General features: G+C 67.9%; 15 protein-coding genes. 8 read left to right on the top strand and 7 right to left on the bottom strand.

Annotated elements, in window-relative coordinates; genetic code table 11:
• Positions 1-2: 2 nt before the first annotated feature.
• The 3 genes from SSKA14_RS17600 to SSKA14_RS17590 form a co-directional block, all read right to left on the bottom strand.
• The gene (locus SSKA14_RS17600) at positions 3-1,676 is read right to left on the bottom strand and encodes an MFS transporter (protein WP_008265010.1); all 1,674 of its coding nucleotides are present in this window, start codon (positions 1,674-1,676) and stop codon (positions 3-5) included.
• Positions 1,676-2,242: a TetR/AcrR family transcriptional regulator gene (locus tag SSKA14_RS17595; protein ID WP_008268339.1), complete on the bottom strand. Its 567-nt coding sequence runs from the start codon at positions 2,240-2,242 to the stop codon at positions 1,676-1,678. Before SSKA14_RS17595 ends, SSKA14_RS17600 begins: the two co-directional genes overlap by 1 nt.
• A 227-nt stretch (positions 2,243-2,469) precedes the next feature.
• On the bottom strand, positions 2,470-4,674 hold the full coding sequence (locus tag SSKA14_RS17590) for a TonB-dependent receptor (RefSeq protein WP_008265090.1): 2,205 nt from the start codon (positions 4,672-4,674) through the stop codon (positions 2,470-2,472).
• A 135-nt stretch (positions 4,675-4,809) separates the two neighbouring features.
• On the opposite strand from SSKA14_RS17590, the gene SSKA14_RS17585 reads away from it, so the two are divergent.
• Both SSKA14_RS17585 and SSKA14_RS17580 read left to right on the top strand, forming a co-directional pair.
• Positions 4,810-5,223, top strand: a complete 414-nt coding sequence (locus SSKA14_RS17585; protein WP_008264835.1) for a MerC domain-containing protein — start codon at positions 4,810-4,812, stop codon at positions 5,221-5,223.
• 110 nt (positions 5,224-5,333) lie between these two features.
• Positions 5,334-5,513 carry a 30S ribosomal protein THX gene (locus SSKA14_RS17580; protein ID WP_004150462.1) on the top strand — a complete coding sequence of 60 codons (180 nt, stop codon included), beginning with the start codon at positions 5,334-5,336 and terminating at the stop codon, positions 5,511-5,513.
• 100 nt (positions 5,514-5,613) lie between these two features.
• Here the strand turns inward: SSKA14_RS17580 and SSKA14_RS17575 are convergent, their stop codons facing one another.
• From SSKA14_RS17575 to SSKA14_RS17565, 3 genes are all read right to left on the bottom strand, one after another.
• Positions 5,614-6,864 (bottom strand): ectonucleotide pyrophosphatase/phosphodiesterase, encoded by a 1,251-nt coding sequence (locus tag SSKA14_RS17575; RefSeq protein ID WP_008267636.1) that lies wholly within the window; start codon positions 6,862-6,864, stop codon positions 5,614-5,616.
• A gap of 161 nt (positions 6,865-7,025) precedes the next feature.
• Positions 7,026-7,517 (bottom strand): methylated-DNA--[protein]-cysteine S-methyltransferase, encoded by a 492-nt coding sequence (locus SSKA14_RS17570; RefSeq protein WP_008268007.1) that lies wholly within the window; start codon positions 7,515-7,517, stop codon positions 7,026-7,028.
• On the bottom strand, positions 7,514-8,992 hold the full coding sequence (locus tag SSKA14_RS17565; protein ID WP_008266012.1) for a DNA-3-methyladenine glycosylase 2: 1,479 nt from the start codon (positions 8,990-8,992) through the stop codon (positions 7,514-7,516). Before SSKA14_RS17565 ends, SSKA14_RS17570 begins: the two co-directional genes overlap by 4 nt.
• A gap of 418 nt (positions 8,993-9,410) precedes the next feature.
• Between SSKA14_RS17565 and SSKA14_RS17560 the strand changes: the two genes are divergently transcribed.
• The 4 genes from SSKA14_RS17560 (at position 9,411) to ubiM (ending at position 12,838) form a co-directional block, all read left to right on the top strand.
• Entirely contained in the window at positions 9,411-10,574 is a 1,164-nt protein-coding gene (locus SSKA14_RS17560; RefSeq protein ID WP_040009776.1) for a hypothetical protein, read from the top strand.
• A 58-nt stretch (positions 10,575-10,632) separates the two neighbouring features.
• Positions 10,633-11,178 (top strand): DUF4019 domain-containing protein, encoded by a 546-nt coding sequence (locus SSKA14_RS17555; protein WP_008267956.1) that lies wholly within the window; start codon positions 10,633-10,635, stop codon positions 11,176-11,178.
• An 11-nt stretch (positions 11,179-11,189) separates the two neighbouring features.
• Positions 11,190-11,579, top strand: a complete 390-nt coding sequence (locus SSKA14_RS17550; protein WP_008266126.1) for an MAPEG family protein — start codon at positions 11,190-11,192, stop codon at positions 11,577-11,579.
• 80 nt (positions 11,580-11,659) lie between these two features.
• Positions 11,660-12,838: a 5-demethoxyubiquinol-8 5-hydroxylase UbiM gene (ubiM, locus tag SSKA14_RS17545; protein ID WP_008266997.1), complete on the top strand. Its 1,179-nt coding sequence runs from the start codon at positions 11,660-11,662 to the stop codon at positions 12,836-12,838.
• 11 nt (positions 12,839-12,849) lie between these two features.
• On the opposite strand, the gene SSKA14_RS17540 is transcribed toward ubiM, so the two are convergent.
• Positions 12,850-13,071 carry an RNA-binding S4 domain-containing protein gene (locus tag SSKA14_RS17540; protein WP_006426190.1) on the bottom strand — a complete coding sequence of 74 codons (222 nt, stop codon included), beginning with the start codon at positions 13,069-13,071 and terminating at the stop codon, positions 12,850-12,852.
• Positions 13,072-13,339: 268 nt separating this feature from the next.
• Here SSKA14_RS17540 and SSKA14_RS17535 point away from each other — a divergent pair, with 268 nt between their 5' ends.
• On the top strand, positions 13,340-15,286 hold the full coding sequence (locus SSKA14_RS17535) for a DEAD/DEAH box helicase (RefSeq protein ID WP_008265139.1): 1,947 nt from the start codon (positions 13,340-13,342) through the stop codon (positions 15,284-15,286).
• A gap of 227 nt (positions 15,287-15,513) precedes the next feature.
• Positions 15,514-17,934, top strand: a complete 2,421-nt coding sequence (locus tag SSKA14_RS17530; RefSeq protein WP_040008312.1) for an EAL domain-containing protein — start codon at positions 15,514-15,516, stop codon at positions 17,932-17,934.
• Positions 17,935-18,022: the final 88 nt, after the last annotated feature.

Genomic DNA, 18,022 nt, shown 5'->3' with positions numbered 1-18,022 from the left:
ACTCAACGGGGCGCGGCCGGCGTGGCCGCAGCAGGGGACGTGGGGTGGCGCTTGCGCCATTGCTTGAGCACGGCGGTACGCAGCGACAGCAGCAGCAACCAGCACAGGAAGCCGATGGCCAGCCAACCGCTCAGGGTGAACACATCATTGAAGCCGCGCACATTGGCTTCGCGGCGTGTGGTCTGCGCCAGCTGCGCGCTGCCCTGCGCACTGCGCAGGACCGGATCGGTGATCTGCGCGCTGTACAGCTGCTGCTGCACGCGCAGGCGCTGCGCGACCACCGGATCTGCCGGATCGAGCTGGCTGGTCAACGCGCTGGAATACAGCTGCTCACGATGCAGCTGGAAGGTGCCGAGTACCGCCGAACCGGCCAGGCCACCCAGGGTCTGGGTGATCGACAGCGTGACCAGGAAGGTGATCATGTGGTCCACGCCCTGCTTCAGTGCGGCGGAGATGCCGAGCATGATCAGCGGGCCCATGAACATGCCGGCACCGACCGAGGCCAGGAACTGGCTGACGTAGAAGTCGTGCGGCCGGTCCAGGCTGGTGCGGTGCTGGTCGAAGAAGGCGGCGGTGCCCAGCAGCAGGATCGCCATCAGCAGCTGGGCGATCAGCCGCTTCGGCCCGAACGTCAGTGCCGCCGCCGCGATGCCGGTGATCACGCCTGCCAGGATCACCACGAACAGCGGCCGCAGCTGGTCCGGCCCCATGCCGAGCGTGCGCATCAGGTTGACCACGCCGTAGGACTGTTCGGTGGTCAGGAAGCGGATCAGGAACGCGCCGACGATGAAGTGCAGCACCGGCAGGCTGGCCAGCCAGCGCGTCTGCAGCAGCGGGTTGCGGCGGTAGTGCTCGATGATGAAGGCGGTGGTGGACAACGCAATCGAGGCGACCAGTGCCCACCCCAGCCACGGCGTATCCAGCCACCAGCGCGTATAGCCCTGTGCCAGCACGATCACCAGCAGGGCAACGGCAGGGGCGAGCAGGGCGAAGGTGAGGAAGTCCATCGGCTCGAAGGCCTTGATCTGGATGCCGGGCGGCAGCTTCAGTACCACCACCGCCGCGAACGCGCACAGGGCGAGGCCGGCTTCGAAGGAGTAGAGCTGGTGCCACTGGCCGGTATCCACGAGGCCCGGCGAGACGATCCAGGCAATCGGCACCGCCAGCTGCGAGAGACCGACGCCGACCACCAGCAGGTTGCCGGTGAAGCGGCGCGGCAGCGCCTGCAGCATGTACAGCGTGCCCAGTGTCGAGCATGCGGCGCCGGCGAAGCCACTGGCGGCACGGGTCAGCAGGGTGGTCTCGAAACTGCCGACGAACAGATGCAGCACCGCCAGCGCCGCGTACAGGCCCAGGCCGATCTCGGCGAACAGGCGGATGCCGTACTGCTGGCGGAACTTGAAGGCCAGCAGGTTGGCGGTGACATTGACCATCGCGTAGGCCGCCACCAGCCAGCTGCCCTGGGTCGGCGTCAGCGCCAGCTGGCCCTGCAGGAACGGCAGGTTGGCCGTGACCAGCGCGTTGCCGAGGCCGCCGGTGATCGCCACCAGCAGCGATACAAGCGCGTAGGCCACGCGTCGATAGGGCGGATGCCAAGGCATCGACGCCGAACCGGGCATGGTCGGCTTCTCGTGCTCCTCCCAATCCGGAACCGGCTTCAGATACGGCTGGACCATCAACGGGCCTCGCTGGGTGCTCCCTGAAGGCCGCCGCGCAGCAGCTGCAGGGCACGCCCGGCCAACTGGGCGCGCTCGTCGCGGGTCTTGCCGCGCAGGGCCGCACCCAGCATGCCCGAGATCAGTGAAATATCCGTCTTCTCCAGGTCGGCGCGGCACAGGCCGGCGGCCTTGGCGCGGGCAATCGGTGCTTCCAGCAGGTCACGCACGGTCTCGCGCGCGGTGCGCATGGCCGGCACCTCCGAATCCACCGCACGCCAGTAATCGGCGAGGGCAGGCGAATCGATGATGCGCTGGGCCATGCCCTCGAACACCTCGAACAGGGCGTCGTCGCGGTCACCGAGCTGTTCGACCTGGCGCCGGATGCGGTCAACCGTACGCTGCAGCAGCGCCTGGATCAGCGCGGTACGGTCGGGGAAGTTGCGGTACAGGGTGGCGCGGCCCACCTGGGCGCGTTCGACCACCAGGTCCAGTGGAGCGGTGACGCCATGTTGGCCGAAGACATGATCGGCGGCGTCGAGGATGAGGGCACGGCGGGCAGCGGCATCGGCACGTTGGGCGGTCATGGGTTCATTTTCGGACATTAATGTCCGGTTGGCGAGACATTGAGTGACGGGATTGTCCGTTTGTTGTCGTACGCACATCTTTGTGACGCTTGCGTGATGGTGTTGGCGGAAATGAAAACGGGGGCCCGAAGGCCCCCGCTGGAGATGCTGTAGATCCACGCCATGCGTGGATGAGGGAGGTCAAGAGCCCTTTCCTGCGGAATGGGCTCCGACCCCGCCGTGCGCGATCAGAAGAACGCGCGGATGCCGAAAGCGACGCCACGACCCGGCAGCGGCGAGTAGTCGCGCAGCAGCGAGGTATGCGGGCGCACTTCGCGGTTGGTCAGGTTGCTGCCATCCAGGAACACCTCGTAGCTGTTGCTGGCGTTGCGGTCCCAACGGTAGGCAAGATGCGCATCGACCAGGGTGTAGCCGTTGCTCGGTTCCTCGTTCTGGGCGACGTCCTTCTGGCGGCTGTAACGCACCGCACCGACCGAGGCGCGCCAGCCATCCTTCGACCAGCGCAGGTCGGCACCGACGCGGGCCGGAGCGATGCGCGGCAGGTAGCCGGTGTTGGCCAGTTCCACCGTGTAGTTGTGGTTGTGGTCACCATGTGGCACCGCGATGTCCAGATTGCGGCTGCCGCTGCCATCCAGCTTGGCCTTCACGTAATCGCCGAACAGGCGCAGGTCCCAATCACCGGCACCGCCTTCGAACAGGTGCACCAGCGCTTCGGCCTCGGCGCCGCGGAACACCGCGTCCTGCTGGGTCCAGGCACGGACCGGCAGCCCTTCGGTAACGCCGGTGTCGGCCAGGTAGATGAAGTCCTTGAACTTGGTCTGGTAGACCGATGCGGAGAAGTCCAGGCGCTCACTGTGGGTGTGGATGCCAAGCTCGATGCGCTGGCCGCGCTCGGTTTTCAGATTGGCATCACCGATTTCCAGCGAACGGGTGGCGATGTGCGCGCCGGCGGCGTACAGCTCTTCATTGGTCGGCGCACGCTCGGAACTGTCCACGCCAATGCGCAGGTCTACCGCGTCATTGAGCTTCCAGATGCCCGCCGCGGACAGGTTGGTGGCACCGAAGGTGCGGCGACGGTAGTCACCGGTCGGGTCCAGCTTGACCTGGTCGTGGCGGCCGCCCAGTTCCAGCTTGAACGGCCCGAACTGCTTTTCCTGCAGCACGAACAGGCCGATGTTCCTGGTGCCGGTATCCGGAACGAAGGCTTCTTCGCCCTTGGCGCCGAAATCACTGTTGCCGAACTGCAGGCCGAAGGCGCCGTCCCAGCCACCGATCTGCTGCTGCACCGCTTCCAGGCGCGCTTCGATGCCACGGTTGGTGAAGCGGGTTGACGGCGTGCCGGCCTCCAGCTCCACGTGCTCGTAGTCGGTGTAGGCCACGCGTGCGTTGATGTTCTTCAGGAACGAGACCGGGTCGTAGATGCCGGCCTTGGTCTCGAAGCGGTTCTGCACCATGTCGATGCGTACGTCATGCTCGTCGCCGCCTTCCTCTTCATCGCCGTGGTCGTGGCCGTGGTCATGACCATGATCATCACCGTCGGCGTGCACGTGCGCGCCATTGGGAATGCCGTAGTTGGTGCGGTAGGTGCTGGCCGATACGCCGAAGTAACCACCGTCGCCCAGCCACGTTGCGCCGACGCCACCGGCGCGGGTGCGGATCGAGCTGTTGTCCAGGCGGCCACGGCGCGGTTCTTCGCCCTCGGCCGCATCGTGGTCATGATCGTGGTCGTGATGATCTTCCAGGCTGTCGATCACCGCATAGCCGGGAATGCGGTAGTCGTCGCCGTTGCGCACCAGGCCGTCCACATGCAGCACGACGTTGCCGCTGACACCATCGAGGCGGAACATGCCGCTGCGTTCGTTGTTCACCGAATTGCCGCGCAGTTCGGCACGGCCGCTGAGCGGGCGCTCCGGCAGTTCGCGCGCGATGCGGCCATCGACCACGTTGACCGCACCACCGATGGCACCGCTGCCGAACAGCAGGGTGGCCGGGCCCTTCAGCACTTCGATCTGGTCGGCCAGGAACGGCTCGATGCTGGTGGCATGGTCGGCGCTGACCGTGGAGGCGTCCATGTTGCCCATGCCGTTGGACAGCACCGCAACGCGCGGGCCTTCCTGGCCGCGGATGATCGGGCGGCCGACGCCCGGGCCGAAGAACGTGCTCTGCACGCCAGGCAGCTTGGCCACGGTATCGCCGAGGGTGCCGGCCTTCTGCTCGTCCAGGCGTTCCCCGGCGAGAACCTCGACCGGGCGCGCCAGCGATTCGGCATCGCCCTGCAGCGGCGATGCGGTGACCTGCACCGACGACAGTTCGGTCAGGTGGCGGTCACGATGAGCGCTGTCCTGGCCGGCAGCAAAGGCGACGGACGGCAGCAGGGCGGCGAGGGCCAGGGCCAGGGAATGCGGCTTGAGCCGAGGGGTGTGGGCGGGCATGGGCAGGTCCTTTGTTACAATGTATCAATCGCGGGGCGCACGAATCCCGTCGATGGGACAGGGGGAGGGAAACCGTGCGGGTCGGGAACGGATGTTATATTATTCCATAACGATTCGCCGACCCTGCTGGAAGTCATGTCCCTGTCCTCACGCCTGCGCCACCTGCTCGACCGATTCGGCGCCACTGGTTCGATGCTGTGCGCGGTGCATTGCGCGGTTATCCCCGTGCTGCTGGCGGCGGCGCCGTCGCTGGGCCTGTCGTTCTGGTTGAGCGACGGCGTGGAGCAGGCCCTGGTGGTGTTCGTGACCCTGCTCGGGCTGTTCAGCCTGGTCTGGGGCTATCGTCGTCATGGCGCGCTGCGCGCGCTGGGTTTCCTGATTCCGGGCCTGGTCGCGCTGTGGGCCGGCGTGCTGTACGACCCGCTGCATCACAACGCGGTGCCGCATGCGGTGGTGATGACCATCGGTGGCCTGTTGGTGGGCGTTGCACACCTGGTCAACCTGCGCCTCAACCACGGCCACGTGCACGACGCCAGCTGCGCGCACTAGGCGCTCCGTGATAGGATTTCCGATCGTGCGCGGGGGCGCCCAGCAAGGCGGCCCCGCCGAACCCGTGTCAGTACGGGGTAACCAGATTTCACACTTGAGGAGTTGAAGACATGGGTAAGGGTGACCGCAAGACCGCCAAGGGCAAGCGCTACAACGCCAGCTATGGCAACGCCCGTTCGCACACCGCGAGCAAGGTCGCCGTAGGCGCCGCCGCCCCGGTTGCCAAGAAGACCGTGGCCAAGGCTCCGGCGAAGAAGGCTGTGGCGAAGAAGGCTGTCGCCAAGGCCTGATCCGGCCGACCGACCGCTTCAAGGAAAAACGCGGCGCCTGGCGCCGCGTTTTTTTATGCCTGTTCGCTGAGCCGGGCGTGGGCCCGGCTCTACAGCGGCGTCAGCGCAGGGTCTGTTTCAGCGTTTCCGGGTTGCCGTCGTTCGGCGCGGCCGGCACCTGCAGCAGATGCGCCAGCAGCGGGTAGACATCAACGTTGTCGAAGCCATCGATCACCAGGCCCTGGCGGAATGACGGGCCGCTGGCGACGAACACCGCACGCATGGACGGCAGGGCATTGTCGTAGCCGTGCGAACCGCGATCCTGCTTGGTGCGCTTGGCGATCCGGTCCCGATGCAATGCATCCCAGCCTTCGTCCATGGCGCAGACGATCGGCGGCACCCGCGGGTGCGTACCGTAGTGCCAGCGCGGAGGCAGGTTTTCCTTCTTCCAGCATTCGTAGTGCGCGTGACGGCCGAGCAGGGCGCGTTCGGCGTCGGCTTCGCGGCCCGCAACCGGCGCGAAGCCCACCGACTGGCCCTGGCTGACATTGCGCGCGATGGCCGGATCGGCCATCGATTCGGTGGCGATCACGTGGCCGTCGGCGACGCTGGCCATGCCATGGTCGGACACCACGATCACGTTGGTGGTCGACGCCAGCCCTCGCTGCTGCAGCCCGTCCAGCACCTGGCCGACGATCTGGTCGGCGCGCACGATGGCGTCGGCATACTGCTTCGAATCGGGGCCGTAATGGTGGCCGGCCTTGTCCACGTGCTCCATGTACAGCGTGGTCAGGCGCGGCGCATCGGCGTCGGTCTGTGCCAGCCAGTCAAGCACGATGCCGGCACGCTGCTCCAGCGGTTCCTGGCCGTCGTAGATGCGCCACTGGCTCGGGCGCACCCCGCGGATTTCCGACTCGCTGCCCGGCCACGAGGTGGTGGCCGAACGCACGCCGGCGTTCTCGGCGCCGACCCAGATCGGCTCGCCGCCCCACCACGCGCTGGTAGTGACCGCCTCGCGGTTGCTCAGCTCGAAACGGCCGAGTGCCTCATCGTCCATGCTGTTGTTGACGATGCCGTGGTGGTCCGGGCGCAGGCCGGTGACGATGGTGTAGTGGTTGGGGAAGGTCAGCGACGGATAGGACGGGGTCATCCAGCGTGCACGCACGCCGCCGTCGATCAGCCGCTGCAGGTTCGGGGTCAGGCCGCGATCGAGCGCGTCGGCGCGCAGGCCGTCGATGGAGATCAGCAGCAGCTTCGGCGGCGCGGCCGCAGCGACGGGCGTGGCAACGGAGGCGGAAGGGGCGGGCGCGGTGGTGCAGGCGGCTAATGGCAGCAGCAGCGCCAGCGCGCAGGTCAGGCGTACGGAAGTCATCCGCGCATGATAAGCCGGCGCAATGACCGGCCCAAGACACGCTGCGCCGAAGGGCGCAGCGTGTCCGCGCATTCTTCCTTATCCCCGCGCCTGTCGGCGCGCCCGTGTCGACCAAGGTCGACACCTACCCACGGCAACACAATACGCAGCCCGGCCAGTCCTCATGCAAACAATGGCGTCTGGCGTTGTTCCAGGCGCAGCAGTGCGGCCTTGGTTTCCAGTCCACCGCCGAACCCGGTCAGTGCGCCGTTGCTGCCGATCACGCGATGGCAGGGCAGGATGATCGGCAACGGGTTGCGGCCATTGGCGGTGCCCACCGCGCGCGTCGCGCTGGGCTGTCCCAGGTGCTGTGCCAGCTGCAGGTAGCTCCAGGTCTGCCCGAACGGAATCAGCGCCAGCGCCTGCCACACGCGCAGCTGGAACGGCGTGCCGCACGGTGCCAGTTCCAGATCGAAGCTGCTGCGTTCGCCGTGCAGGAACTGCAGCAGCTGCTGGCGGGCTTCCGGCAGCGCATCCGGCGCGTAGTGCCAGTCGTCGCGGCCACGTGCGGGATGGCGGTTTTCCGGAAACAGCACATGCGCAAGTCCGCGCTCGTCACCGGCGATGGTCAGCACGCCGATCGGGCTGTCGAAACGGTCGAACAACAGGGTCATGTCGGTTCTCCAACGAAAGTGCCAGACAGGTGCCACAGGTGCAGCACGGCATACGCGCGCCACGGCCGCCAGGGTTGCGAGCGTGCTTCGGTCGCACGTTCGCTCAGGCGCTGGCCCTGCGCATGGCCGAGCACCTGCTGCAGCACCAGGTCGCCGGCGGGGAACGCATCAGGCTGGCCGAGACCACGCAGGGCGATGTACTGCGCGGTCCACGGGCCGATGCCGGGCAGTGCCACGCAGCGGGTGACGAATTCCTCCAGCGCCTGGCCCGGCCCGAAATCGAGCTGGCCGCTGGCGCAGGCGGCTGCCAGCGCGCGCACCGTGGCAGCACGGCTGCGCGGCAGGCCGATCGATTCCAGCGGTGCCTCGGCCAGCACCTCTGGCGCAGGGAACTGGCGATCAAAGTCCGACGGCATGCCCGGCAGATGTGCGCCGAAGGCATCCACCAGGCGCCGCGCGAAGGTGGTGGCTGCGGCGACGCTGACCTGCTGGCCGAGCACCGCGCGCACGCCCACTTCGAATCCATCCCAGCCGCCTGGAACACGCAGCCCGGGGCGTTCGGCGATGCCCCGCGCCAGCAGCGGTTCTTCGCCCAGTGCGGCGTGCACCTGCTGCAGGTCGGCATCCAGATCGAACACGCGGCGCACGCGACGCACGATGTCTGGAATCAGGCGCGGATCGACGGCGCCGAGCTGCAGGTGCAGTTCCGGCCGTTTCGGATCGGCGGTGACGCGCAGCAGGGTGGGCCGCTCAGGCGTACCCAACACGCGCTGGTAGCTGTCTTCGCCGATCAGTTCGATGCCGGGCAGGCTGCGCTTGCGCAGGAAGGCCAGCATGCGTGGGAAGTCCAGCGGTGGCCGGTAGGCCAGGCGCAGCACCAGGCCCCCCTCATCGGCGGCGAGGGGTTGGTGCTGGCGACGCAGCGCGGTGGGGGCCATGCCACAACCCTGCAGGAATGCGGTATTGAAGCGGCGCAGGCTGTTGTAGCCGGCGGCCAGCGCGACGTCGGTCACCGGCAGCGTGGTTTCGGTCAGCAGCTGCTTGGCCAGCAGCAGGCGGTGGGTGGCGTGGATCTGTCCGGGTGTCGCGCCCAGGTGTTCGACGAACAGGCGTTGCAGCTGGCGTGCACTGAGCCCGATCTTCTCTGCGAGGTGGGCCACTGGCTGTTCCTGCAGGAAGCCGCCATGGATCAGGGCCAGTGCGCGCTGCACGGTCTGTCCGGCCAATGCCTGCTGCGCCTGCGGTGCCAGCTCGGGGCGGCACCGCAGGCACGGGCGGTAACCCGCTGCTGCGGCAGCGGCCGCAGTCGGGTAGTAGGTGATGTTGCGCGGCTTCGGCGGAGGTGCCGGGCACACCGGGCGGCAATAGATGCCGGTGCTGCGCACGGCGGTGAAGAACACGCCGTCGAAGCGTGCGTCGCGGGCCAGGCGGGCGCGGTCGCAGGCGGCGGTGTCGAGGGCGAGGGCGGTGTCCATGACGCCAGTCTAGGCGGGTGCGGGCGGGGATACTCGCCGGATTCGGACATGGATGCTGGATAGGGTACTGGCAGGGCCGCGCCCTGCACCCGCAGAATCAACGGCAACGGCTGAAGCAACGGCAAAAGCTGGTTTCCTGCGGGATGGCGGGGTGGATCCGGTTAAGGGGGACGCCGTAAACCCATCCATGGGGGCTTGGTCGCGGCATCCATGCCGCTCACCCCCCCTCAACCGGACCCACCCCGCCTTCGACAGGTTCCTGCGATCTGCCGGAACGGTGTTCTGCGCTGCTGTTGGTGGGTGTCGACCTTGGTCGACACGCCTTCCCAAGGGTCAGAAGGGGTTCAGTGCCGCGCGCTGAATGCGCGCGCTGGACAGGTAGACTGTGGCCCTTGCTTTCCTGAAGGCCGGTCGCCCGATGTTCGCCAAACTCCGCTGGTTGCCCCTGTTGTGCCTTGCCCTGGCGGGCTGCAGTCAGCTGGAGAATCCGGGCAATGTGACCGCCGCCGACAAGGCGGCGCGGGCGCCGACCAGTGATGGCGAGAACATGGTGTCGATCAATGCGGCTGACGCACCGCCGCCGCCCGCGCCGCCGCGCAGCCGGGCGGATCGGCCGTGGCCGCAGGCGCAGCTGGAGAACGGCCGCGCCTGGGTCAGTTGCAGCACCGAGTACGCCGGCGAGGCGGGCGATGGCGTCGAGCTGGAGGGCCTGCAGCGCGATCAGATCAGCCAGGCGCTGGCGCCGTGTACCGAGCGTGGGCTGGTGCGTGTGCGCTATTCGGGAAAGATCAATCCGGGCTTCGCTGAGATGATGTGGCGGCTGGCCGTGGTTGCCGATGAGCAGAAGATCCACAAGCGCATCCTCGATCTGGATTCCAGCGGTGGCCAGGTGGAATCGGCCATCGTGGCCGGCGACAGCATCGGTGAATCGGGCTGGACGATCTGGGTGCGCGAGGGCTCGATCTGCCACAGTGCCTGCGTGTTCGTGCTGGCTGCCGGTGACAACCGCCTGCTGTCGGGCAGGGTTGGTATCCACCGCATGATGCGCATCAGTTCCAAGGCCACCTCGCGCGCCGAACTCAACCGCGAGCTGCACGAGGTCTACGACAACGTGAAGGACTACCTGCAGCGCAACGGCGTGGCGGTAGGCGTGGCCGATCTGATGATGACCGTGCCCAACCGCAGCCTGCGCCTGCTGACCCCGGACGAGCTGCGCCAGTACGGCCTGGACGGCACCAACGCGGTGCAGGACGACCTGGAGCGGATCAAGCAGATGCGGGCCTGCGGTGATGATTTCGTACAGCGCAAGGATGCGTTCCTGATCGCGTTCGACCAGCAGTGCAAGCGCGAAGGCGCTGACATGGAATCGATCAACAGCTGTGGCCAGGCACTGAAGCAGCGCTTCGGTTTCCCGGATGCGGTATGCCCGGAAGAAAGCCCGCTGTCGGAGATCGATGTGGCGACGCTGCCACCGGCACCGTCCGAGCCGCCACCGGTGGCCGAGCAGGCGCCGGCGGACGCCGGAAAGCCTGCCGCGCAGGCCGACGCTGCCGTGGTCGAGGGTAGCGCCCACGCGCGCTGACGAGGCGGTCACCGCGCTGGCGTAGACTGCGGTTCTTTTCCGAGAACCGGCGGTGTCCATGAAGCGCGTGCTCCTGCTGCTGTCCTTGTCGCCATTCGTTGCGCTGGCGCAGGTGCCTGCGCCGGCTACGCCCGCACCTGCACCCGCGCGCCCGGCGCCGACATCGCCGGCCGCCGCGAAGCCGGCCACGGCCGGTGCCCCGGCGTTGACTGCCGCGCAGCAGGCGCAGGTGCAGAAGCAGGACGCGGAAATGGGCGCGGCCGCAGTGAAGGCGGCGCAGCTGGTCGATGCCAATCGTGCCGGCGAATTGTGGGAAGGCGCCTCCGCCGTCGCGCGACGTGCGGTGCCCAAGGCGGCCTTCGTCAGCCAGCTGACCACCGAGCGCACGCGGTTGGGCGCGATGGCCGGCCGCGGCCAACCGACCATCACCCGGGTCAAGTACGGCGCCGGTGCCGCCGTGCCCGAAGGCCTGTACATCAACGTCAGCTTCCCGACCCGCTTCGCCAACAGCGCGCAGCCGGTACGCGAGCTGGTGTCGTTCCGTTTCGACGAGGACCAGGTGTGGCGCCTGGCCGGTTACAGCCTGCGTGCATCAGCACCCTGAGGAGCACAACGATGGCAACTGAACTGACGATGCTGGCCTGGTCGGTGCTGCTGGGCTTTGTCTACATCTTCGCTGCCTCCACCGTGGTCACCCGCGAGCGTGGCCTGAAGTGGAATGCCTCGGCGCGTGATGGCCAGGCCCGGCCGCTCAGTGCGCTGGCCGGCCGCCTGCAGCGGGCCCAGGCCAACTTCCTGGAGACCTTCCCGTTCTTCGCCGCCGCCGCGATCGCGGTGGTGCTGGCCGGGCGTGGCAACGACACCACCGCATTGGCCGCGCAGGCCTACTTCTGGGCAAGGGTGGTCTATCTGCCGCTGTATGCCGCCGGCGTGCCCTATGTGCGCAGCCTGGTCTGGGCGGTATCGCTGCTGGCCATCCTGGCGCTGGTGTTCGCGTTGTTGTGAGCCGGGCCTGATCCAGATCAAGGCCGGTCAGCTGCGCGGCGCTATGCTGGCGCGGACTGGATCAACGGCAGGAGGCGCGCATGCGCAGGATGGACGTGGTGGTGGTCGGCGCGGGCCCGGCGGGTCTGTGCTTCGCACGCGCGCTGGCCGGTAGCGGCCTGCAGGTCGGGCTGGTGGACGTGCAGCCGCGCCAGGTACTGGCCGAGGCGGCCTTCGATGGCCGCGAGATCGCGCTGACCCATGCCTCGCGGCAGAGCCTGGAGCAGCTGGGGCTGTGGCAGCGCCTGGCGCAGGCCGAAGTGGCCGAGCTGCGCGATGCAAGGGTGATGAACGGTGGCTCGCCGTTCGCGCTGACCTTCGCCAGCAGCCAGGTCGACGGCCAGCCGCTGGGCTGGCTGGTGCCCAATCATCTGATCCGCCGCGCCGCATGGGATGCCGTGCAGGGCCAGGACGGACTGGAGCTGTTCGATGGCCGCAAGGTGCTCGGCGTGCAGGCCGATGCACAGGGCCACGTGGTCACGCTGGACGATGGCAGCACGCTGCACGCGCGGCTGCTGGTGGCCGCTGACAGCCGCTTTTCGGCAACCCGTCGCATGCTCGGCATCGGCGCGCAGATGCGCGACTTCGGCAAGTCGATGCTGGTCTGCCGCATGCAGGTCGAGCGCGATCATCACCACACCGCGTGGGAGTGGTTCGGCTATGGCCGCACCATGGCGTTGCTGCCGCTCAACGAGGGCCAGGCATCGGCGGTGATCACGCTGCCGCCGCGGCAGATCGAGGAACTGCTGGCGATGGACGAGGTGGCGTTCGGTGAAGCCATCAGTGCCTGCTTCGAACGCCGCCTTGGACGGATGCAGCCGGTGGCCACGCCGCAGGCGTATCCGCTGGTGGGGGTGTACGCGCACCGGTTCGTGGGCGAGCGCTCTGCGCTGGTCGGCGATGCGGCAGTGGGCATGCACCCGGTCACCGCGCATGGCTTCAACCTGGGCCTGGCCAGCGCACAGCGGCTGGCGCAGGGCATCGTCGCGCAGCAGCGGCGGGGCGCCGACATCGCGGCCGAGGGCATGCTGGCCCGTTATCAGCGTGGCCATCGACTGGCGTCGCGGCCGTTGTACGAGGCCACCAACGCGATCGCCAGCCTGTACACCGACGATCGACGCCCGGCGCGGCTGCTGCGGGCGGCCGGCCTGCGCGTGGCGCAGGGCGTGGCGCCGTTCAGGCAATTGATCGCCTCGCACCTGACCCAGCGCGTGGCCTGAACGGGTTCAGATCAGCCGGCAGCCAGCACGCGGATCTGGCTGTCGGCGAACTCGACCACCTGGCCAGCGCGGATCTTGCAGGCCTTGCGCAGTTCAACCTCACCGTCGACCAGCACCTGGCCTTCGCTGATGACCATCTTGGCCTCGCCGCCGCTGGTGACCAGGTCGGCCAGCTTGAGCAGCTGCTTGAGTTCGACGTAGTCACCGTCGAGGTCGAATTCGAGAATCTGCATGGAGCGGGGTTCCTGGGAAGAGGGCGCAGGCCAGCGGCCGGGCCGGGGGAAGAGGGCGCGTATTGTGCGCCAGCACCGGGCATGACGGCACGCGCATGGAAAACTGTACGCCTCGTTCAGGATCAATGCGGTATCATTCCGCTCTGAGCGAGTGAAATCTCCTCCGACCGAGCAGCGCCAGGGCACGCGATAAGAAGGGCGCCCAAAGCGCGGACCATCCCTTTTTTATCGCACTGCCAGAACGACGGCAGTGCCTTCGGAGTTCCCCATGTCCCAAGATTCCCAAGCGCCGCTGCAGTTTGCGCAGCTCGGCCTGTCCGAGCCCGTGATGCAGGCGGTCACCGCCATCGGCTACGAAACCCCGTCGCCGATCCAGGCCGCCACCATCCCGGCGATGCTGGAAGGCCGCGACGTGCTGGGCCAGGCCCAGACCGGTACCGGCAAGACCGCTGCGTTCGCATTGCCGGTACTGTCCAACATCGACCTGCAGCAGATCAAGCCCCAGGCCCTGATCCTGGCGCCGACCCGCGAGCTGGCCATCCAGGTGGCCGAGGCGTTCCAGTCCTATTCGTCGAAGATCCCCGGCTTCCGCGTGCTGCCGGTGTACGGCGGCCAGCCGTACGGCCAGCAGCTGTCGGCGCTGCGCCGCGGCGTGCACATCGTGGTCGGTACCCCCGGCCGCGTGATCGATCACCTGGACCGCAGCACCCTGGACCTGTCCGAGCTGAAGACCCTGGTGCTGGACGAAGCCGATGAAATGCTGCGCATGGGCTTCATCGACGACGTCGAAGCCGTGCTGAAGAAGCTGCCGGAGCAGCGCCAGGTGGCCCTGTTCTCGGCCACCATGCCGCCGCAGATCCGCCGCATCGCGCAGACCTACCTGCAGGACCCGGTGGAAGTGACCATCGCGGCCAAGACCACCACCTCGGCCAACATCCGCCAGCGCTACTGGTGGGTGAGCGGCATGCACAAGCTGGACGCGCTGACCCGCATCCTGGAAGTCGAGCCGTTCGATGCGATGATCATCTTCGCCCGCACCAAGGCCGGCACCGAAGAACTGGCCAGCAAGCTGCAGGCCCGTGGCCTGGCCGCGGCCGCGATCAACGGTGACATGCAGCAGGCGCAGCGTGAGCGCACCATCGCCATGCTGAAGGAAGGCAAGCTGGACATCCTGGTTGCCACCGACGTGGCCGCCCGCGGCCTGGACGTGGAGCGCATCAGCCACGTGCTGAACTACGACATCCCGTACGACACCGAAAGCTACGTGCACCGCATCGGCCGTACCGGCCGCGCCGGCCGCAGCGGTGAAGCGATCCTGTTCGCCACCCCGCGCGAGAAGGGCATGCTGCGCCAGATCGAGCGCGCTACCCGCCAGCCGATCGAGGAGATGCAGCTGCCGAGCGTGGAAGCGGTCAACGATACCCGCATCAACAAGTTCACCACGCGCATCACCGAAACCCTCGGCGCCGGCGGCCTGGATTTCTACCGCCAGCTGCTGGAGCGCTTCGAGAACGAGCAGAACGTGCCGGCCATCGAAGTGGCCGCCGCGCTGGCCAAGATGCTGCAGGGTGACACCCCGTTCCTGCTGCAGCCGCCGGTGCGTGCCCCGCGCGAAGAGCGTGCGCCGCGCGAGCGCTTCGACCGTGGCGACCGCCCGGAGCGTGGCGATCGCTTCGACCGCAACGAGCGCGGCCCGCGTTTCGAGCGTGGCCCGCGTCGTGACGATGCCGAAGGTGGTTTCGAGCAGCGCCCGCGCCGCGAGGTTCCGCCGCGTGGTGCGCCGGAGCAGGGCATGGAGACCTACCGTATTTCGGTCGGCCACCAGCACGGCGTGAAGCCGGCCAACATCGTCGGCGCCATCGCCAACGAAGCCGGCCTGGAAAGCCGCTTCATCGGCCGCATCGACATCCACGACGATTTCTCGCTGCTGGACCTGCCGGCGCAGATGCCGCCGGACGTTCTGTCGCACCTGCAGAAGGTGTGGGTGTCGGGCCAGCAGCTGCAGATGCGCGCGCTGGCGCCGGGTGAAGACACCAACCCGGCCCCGCGTCCGTTCAAGCCGCGCTTCGACAAGCGTGGTCCGGGCGGCCCGGGTGGCCCGCGTCGTGGCGGCCCGGGTGGTCCGGGTGGCCACGGTGGCGACCGCGGCGGTGACCGCGACAGCCGCCCGCCGCGTCGTGACGGCTTCAAGCCGCGCGGCCCGCGCAGCTACTGAGCCGCACCGCAGCCTTGACAACGCCAGCCTTCGGGCTGGCGTTGCCCGTTCCGGGCCTGCAGAAAGGGGACGGAGGGGATTAAGTCATAAATGGCAGGCCAGGTGCTTATGCCATAAACGACTTAATCCCCTCCGTCCCCTTTTTCGCATGGTCAACACATTGCCGGTCCTAGGCTGAGCCGGTTCCAAGGGAGGTTGTCACCGCAGCACATTCGGGGGGATCCGGGATGGGTAGGAGTGGCACGGACCAGCAGAGCCGACGGGTTCCCATGACCCGTGGCCTGGGACTGCGATTTGCGTTGCTGACGGGCATGGCGATTGGATTGGTCGCACTGTCCGCGCTGATCCAGGAACTGCAGGCGGCCTCCACCGCCTGGATTGCCGGCCAGGGCTACTGGTCGCGCGGTCAGCAGGATGCAACCGCCGCGCTCAGTCGTTACCTGGCGCGGGGCGATGCCCAGGACCTGGACGACGCACGCCAGGCCCTGCAGGTGCCGTTGGGCGATCTGCAGGCGCGGCTGGCGCTGGAACAGGCTGAGCCGGATGAAGCCAAGGCCAGGCAGGGGTTCCTGCAGGGTGGCAATGCGCGCGCCGATATTCCGCGCCTGGTGTTCTCGTTCCGCTATGCACGCGATATCGGTGCCTTCCGCGAAGCAACCGCGCTGTGGCGGAAGACCGACGGCGACCTGATGGCGGTGCAGCGCCTGGTCGATGAATTGCAGCTGCGGCACGACAGTGGCCCGCTGCCGATCGCCGCGCGTGATCGCTACCTGCAGCAACTGGGTGACCTTGATCGGCGGATGCAGGTGCAGAGCCAGGCGTTCTCGCAGGCGTTGTTGCGGATGGCGACGCTGGTGAGGCTGGCCACGTTGATGGTTGCGGGCCTGTCGGTGCTGGCGATCAGCCTGATGGCCGTGGCGCTGGCGCGTCGCGTCGGCAAGGACCTGACCGAACACGAGAGCCGTTTCCGCGCGGCGTTCTACCAGGCCAACGTGGGCATGCTCAAGCTCGACACCGATGGCAAGGTGATCGAGGCCAACCAGGCCATGGCGGATATTCTCGATTATCGTCGCGATGTGCTGCTGCAGATGTCACTGCACGATCTGCTGATGGACGGTGAACTGGTCATCGATGGTGTCGGCCGCATCGACTGGGACCGGCAGCTGCGGCCAAGCGAACTGCGCTTCCGGCGGCGCGACGGCAGCCTCGTCTGGGGGCGTTGGAGTGGTACCGGCGTGCACAGCAGTGGCGGCCTGTCGGTGTTTGCGATCATCGAGGACGTCAGCCAGAACCATGCGCTGGCGCGGGAGATCGAGCATCACGCCAGCCACGATCCGCTGACCGGCCTGATCAACCGCCGCGAGATCGAACGGCTGCTGGAACGCGCGCTGCTGCAGGTGCGCAGCGACGGTGGCACGCATTCGCTGTGCTACATCAACCTGGATCATTTCAAGCTGGTCAACGACAGCTTCGGCCATGCGGCCGGCGACCAGATGCTGCGCAGTTTCGCCGATTATCTGGTGGCGGCCGTGCGCGATGGCGACTGGGTCGGCCGGCTCGGCGCCGATGAGTTCGCCGTGTTCCTCGCCCATGCCGGCCAGGACGAAGCCAAGCGGGTGCTGCAGCGGGTGATCCGAAACCTGGGCCAGGCCACCTTCCCGATCAGCGAGGGCAGCCCGCAGCTGAGCTGCAGCATCGGCGTGGTCGAGGTCGGTGCCGATGCCCCCGACGTGAACTGGCTGATGAGTGCCGCCGACAGCGCCTGCTATGCGGCCAAGCAGGCGGGCCGCAACCGCGTGCACTGCTTCAACGAGAACCGCATGGCGCTGGAAGAACGGCGCCTGGAGGCCGAACGCCTGCAGGGCGTCAGCCTGGCGATGGCCGAGAACCGCATGCTGCTGTATGCGCAACGCATCGCCCGGGTGGGAGATCCGTCCTACCTGCACTACGAGGTGCTGGTGCGCATGCGCGGCACCGACGGCAGCCTGCATCTGCCCGGCCAGTTCATGCCGGCGGTGGAGCGCTACGGCATGGCCGTGGCGCTCGATCGCCACGTGCTCGGGCTGCTGTTCCGGCACCTGCAGGTCTGCCCGGCGCATGTGCGCCAGCTGGGCCTGTGCAACGTCAACGTATCGGCGCAGTCGATCGCAGAGCCAGGATTCCTGGCCTTCGTCTGCGACCTGCTCGAGCGCAACCGCGCACTGGCGTCCAAGCTGTGCTTCGAGATCACCGAGACCGCTGCGATCAGCAACCTCAGCCAGGCGCGCGCCTTCATCGATGCGGTGAAGGCACGCGGCTGCCGGATGGCGCTGGACGACTTCGGATCCGGCCTGTCCTCGTTCGGCTACCTGCGCCAGCTGCCGGCCGACATCCTGAAGATCGATGGTGCATTCGTGCGCGACATGGACACCGATCCGGTCAGCCACGCCACCGTGCGGGCGATCAGCGAGCTGGGGCGCGAGCTGCAGATGGAAGTGGTGGCCGAATGGGTGGAGACCGCCGAGGTGGCCGGCGCGCTGACCAGGCTGGGGGTACAGGGCCTGCAGGGCTATGCGATCGAACGGCCGCAGCCGCTGGAACGGATGACCCTGACCGACCTGAAGCCCTTCCGGCTGGTGGCGGTGAACGGGCCGCAGGGCGCGGGCTGAACGGCCGGCGGCGACTTTGGTCTACACATGCGCGGCGCGCCCGGCTGCGATAATGCGCGCCAGGGGCGACGTGCAGTGGGCGCGGACG

It is taken from the genome of Stenotrophomonas sp. SKA14 (assembly GCF_000158575.1).
Lineage (GTDB): Bacteria > Pseudomonadota > Gammaproteobacteria > Xanthomonadales > Xanthomonadaceae > Stenotrophomonas > Stenotrophomonas forensis.
Note: the sequence above shows the minus strand (reverse complement) of the source record. Positions and strands in the feature narration are given on the sequence as shown.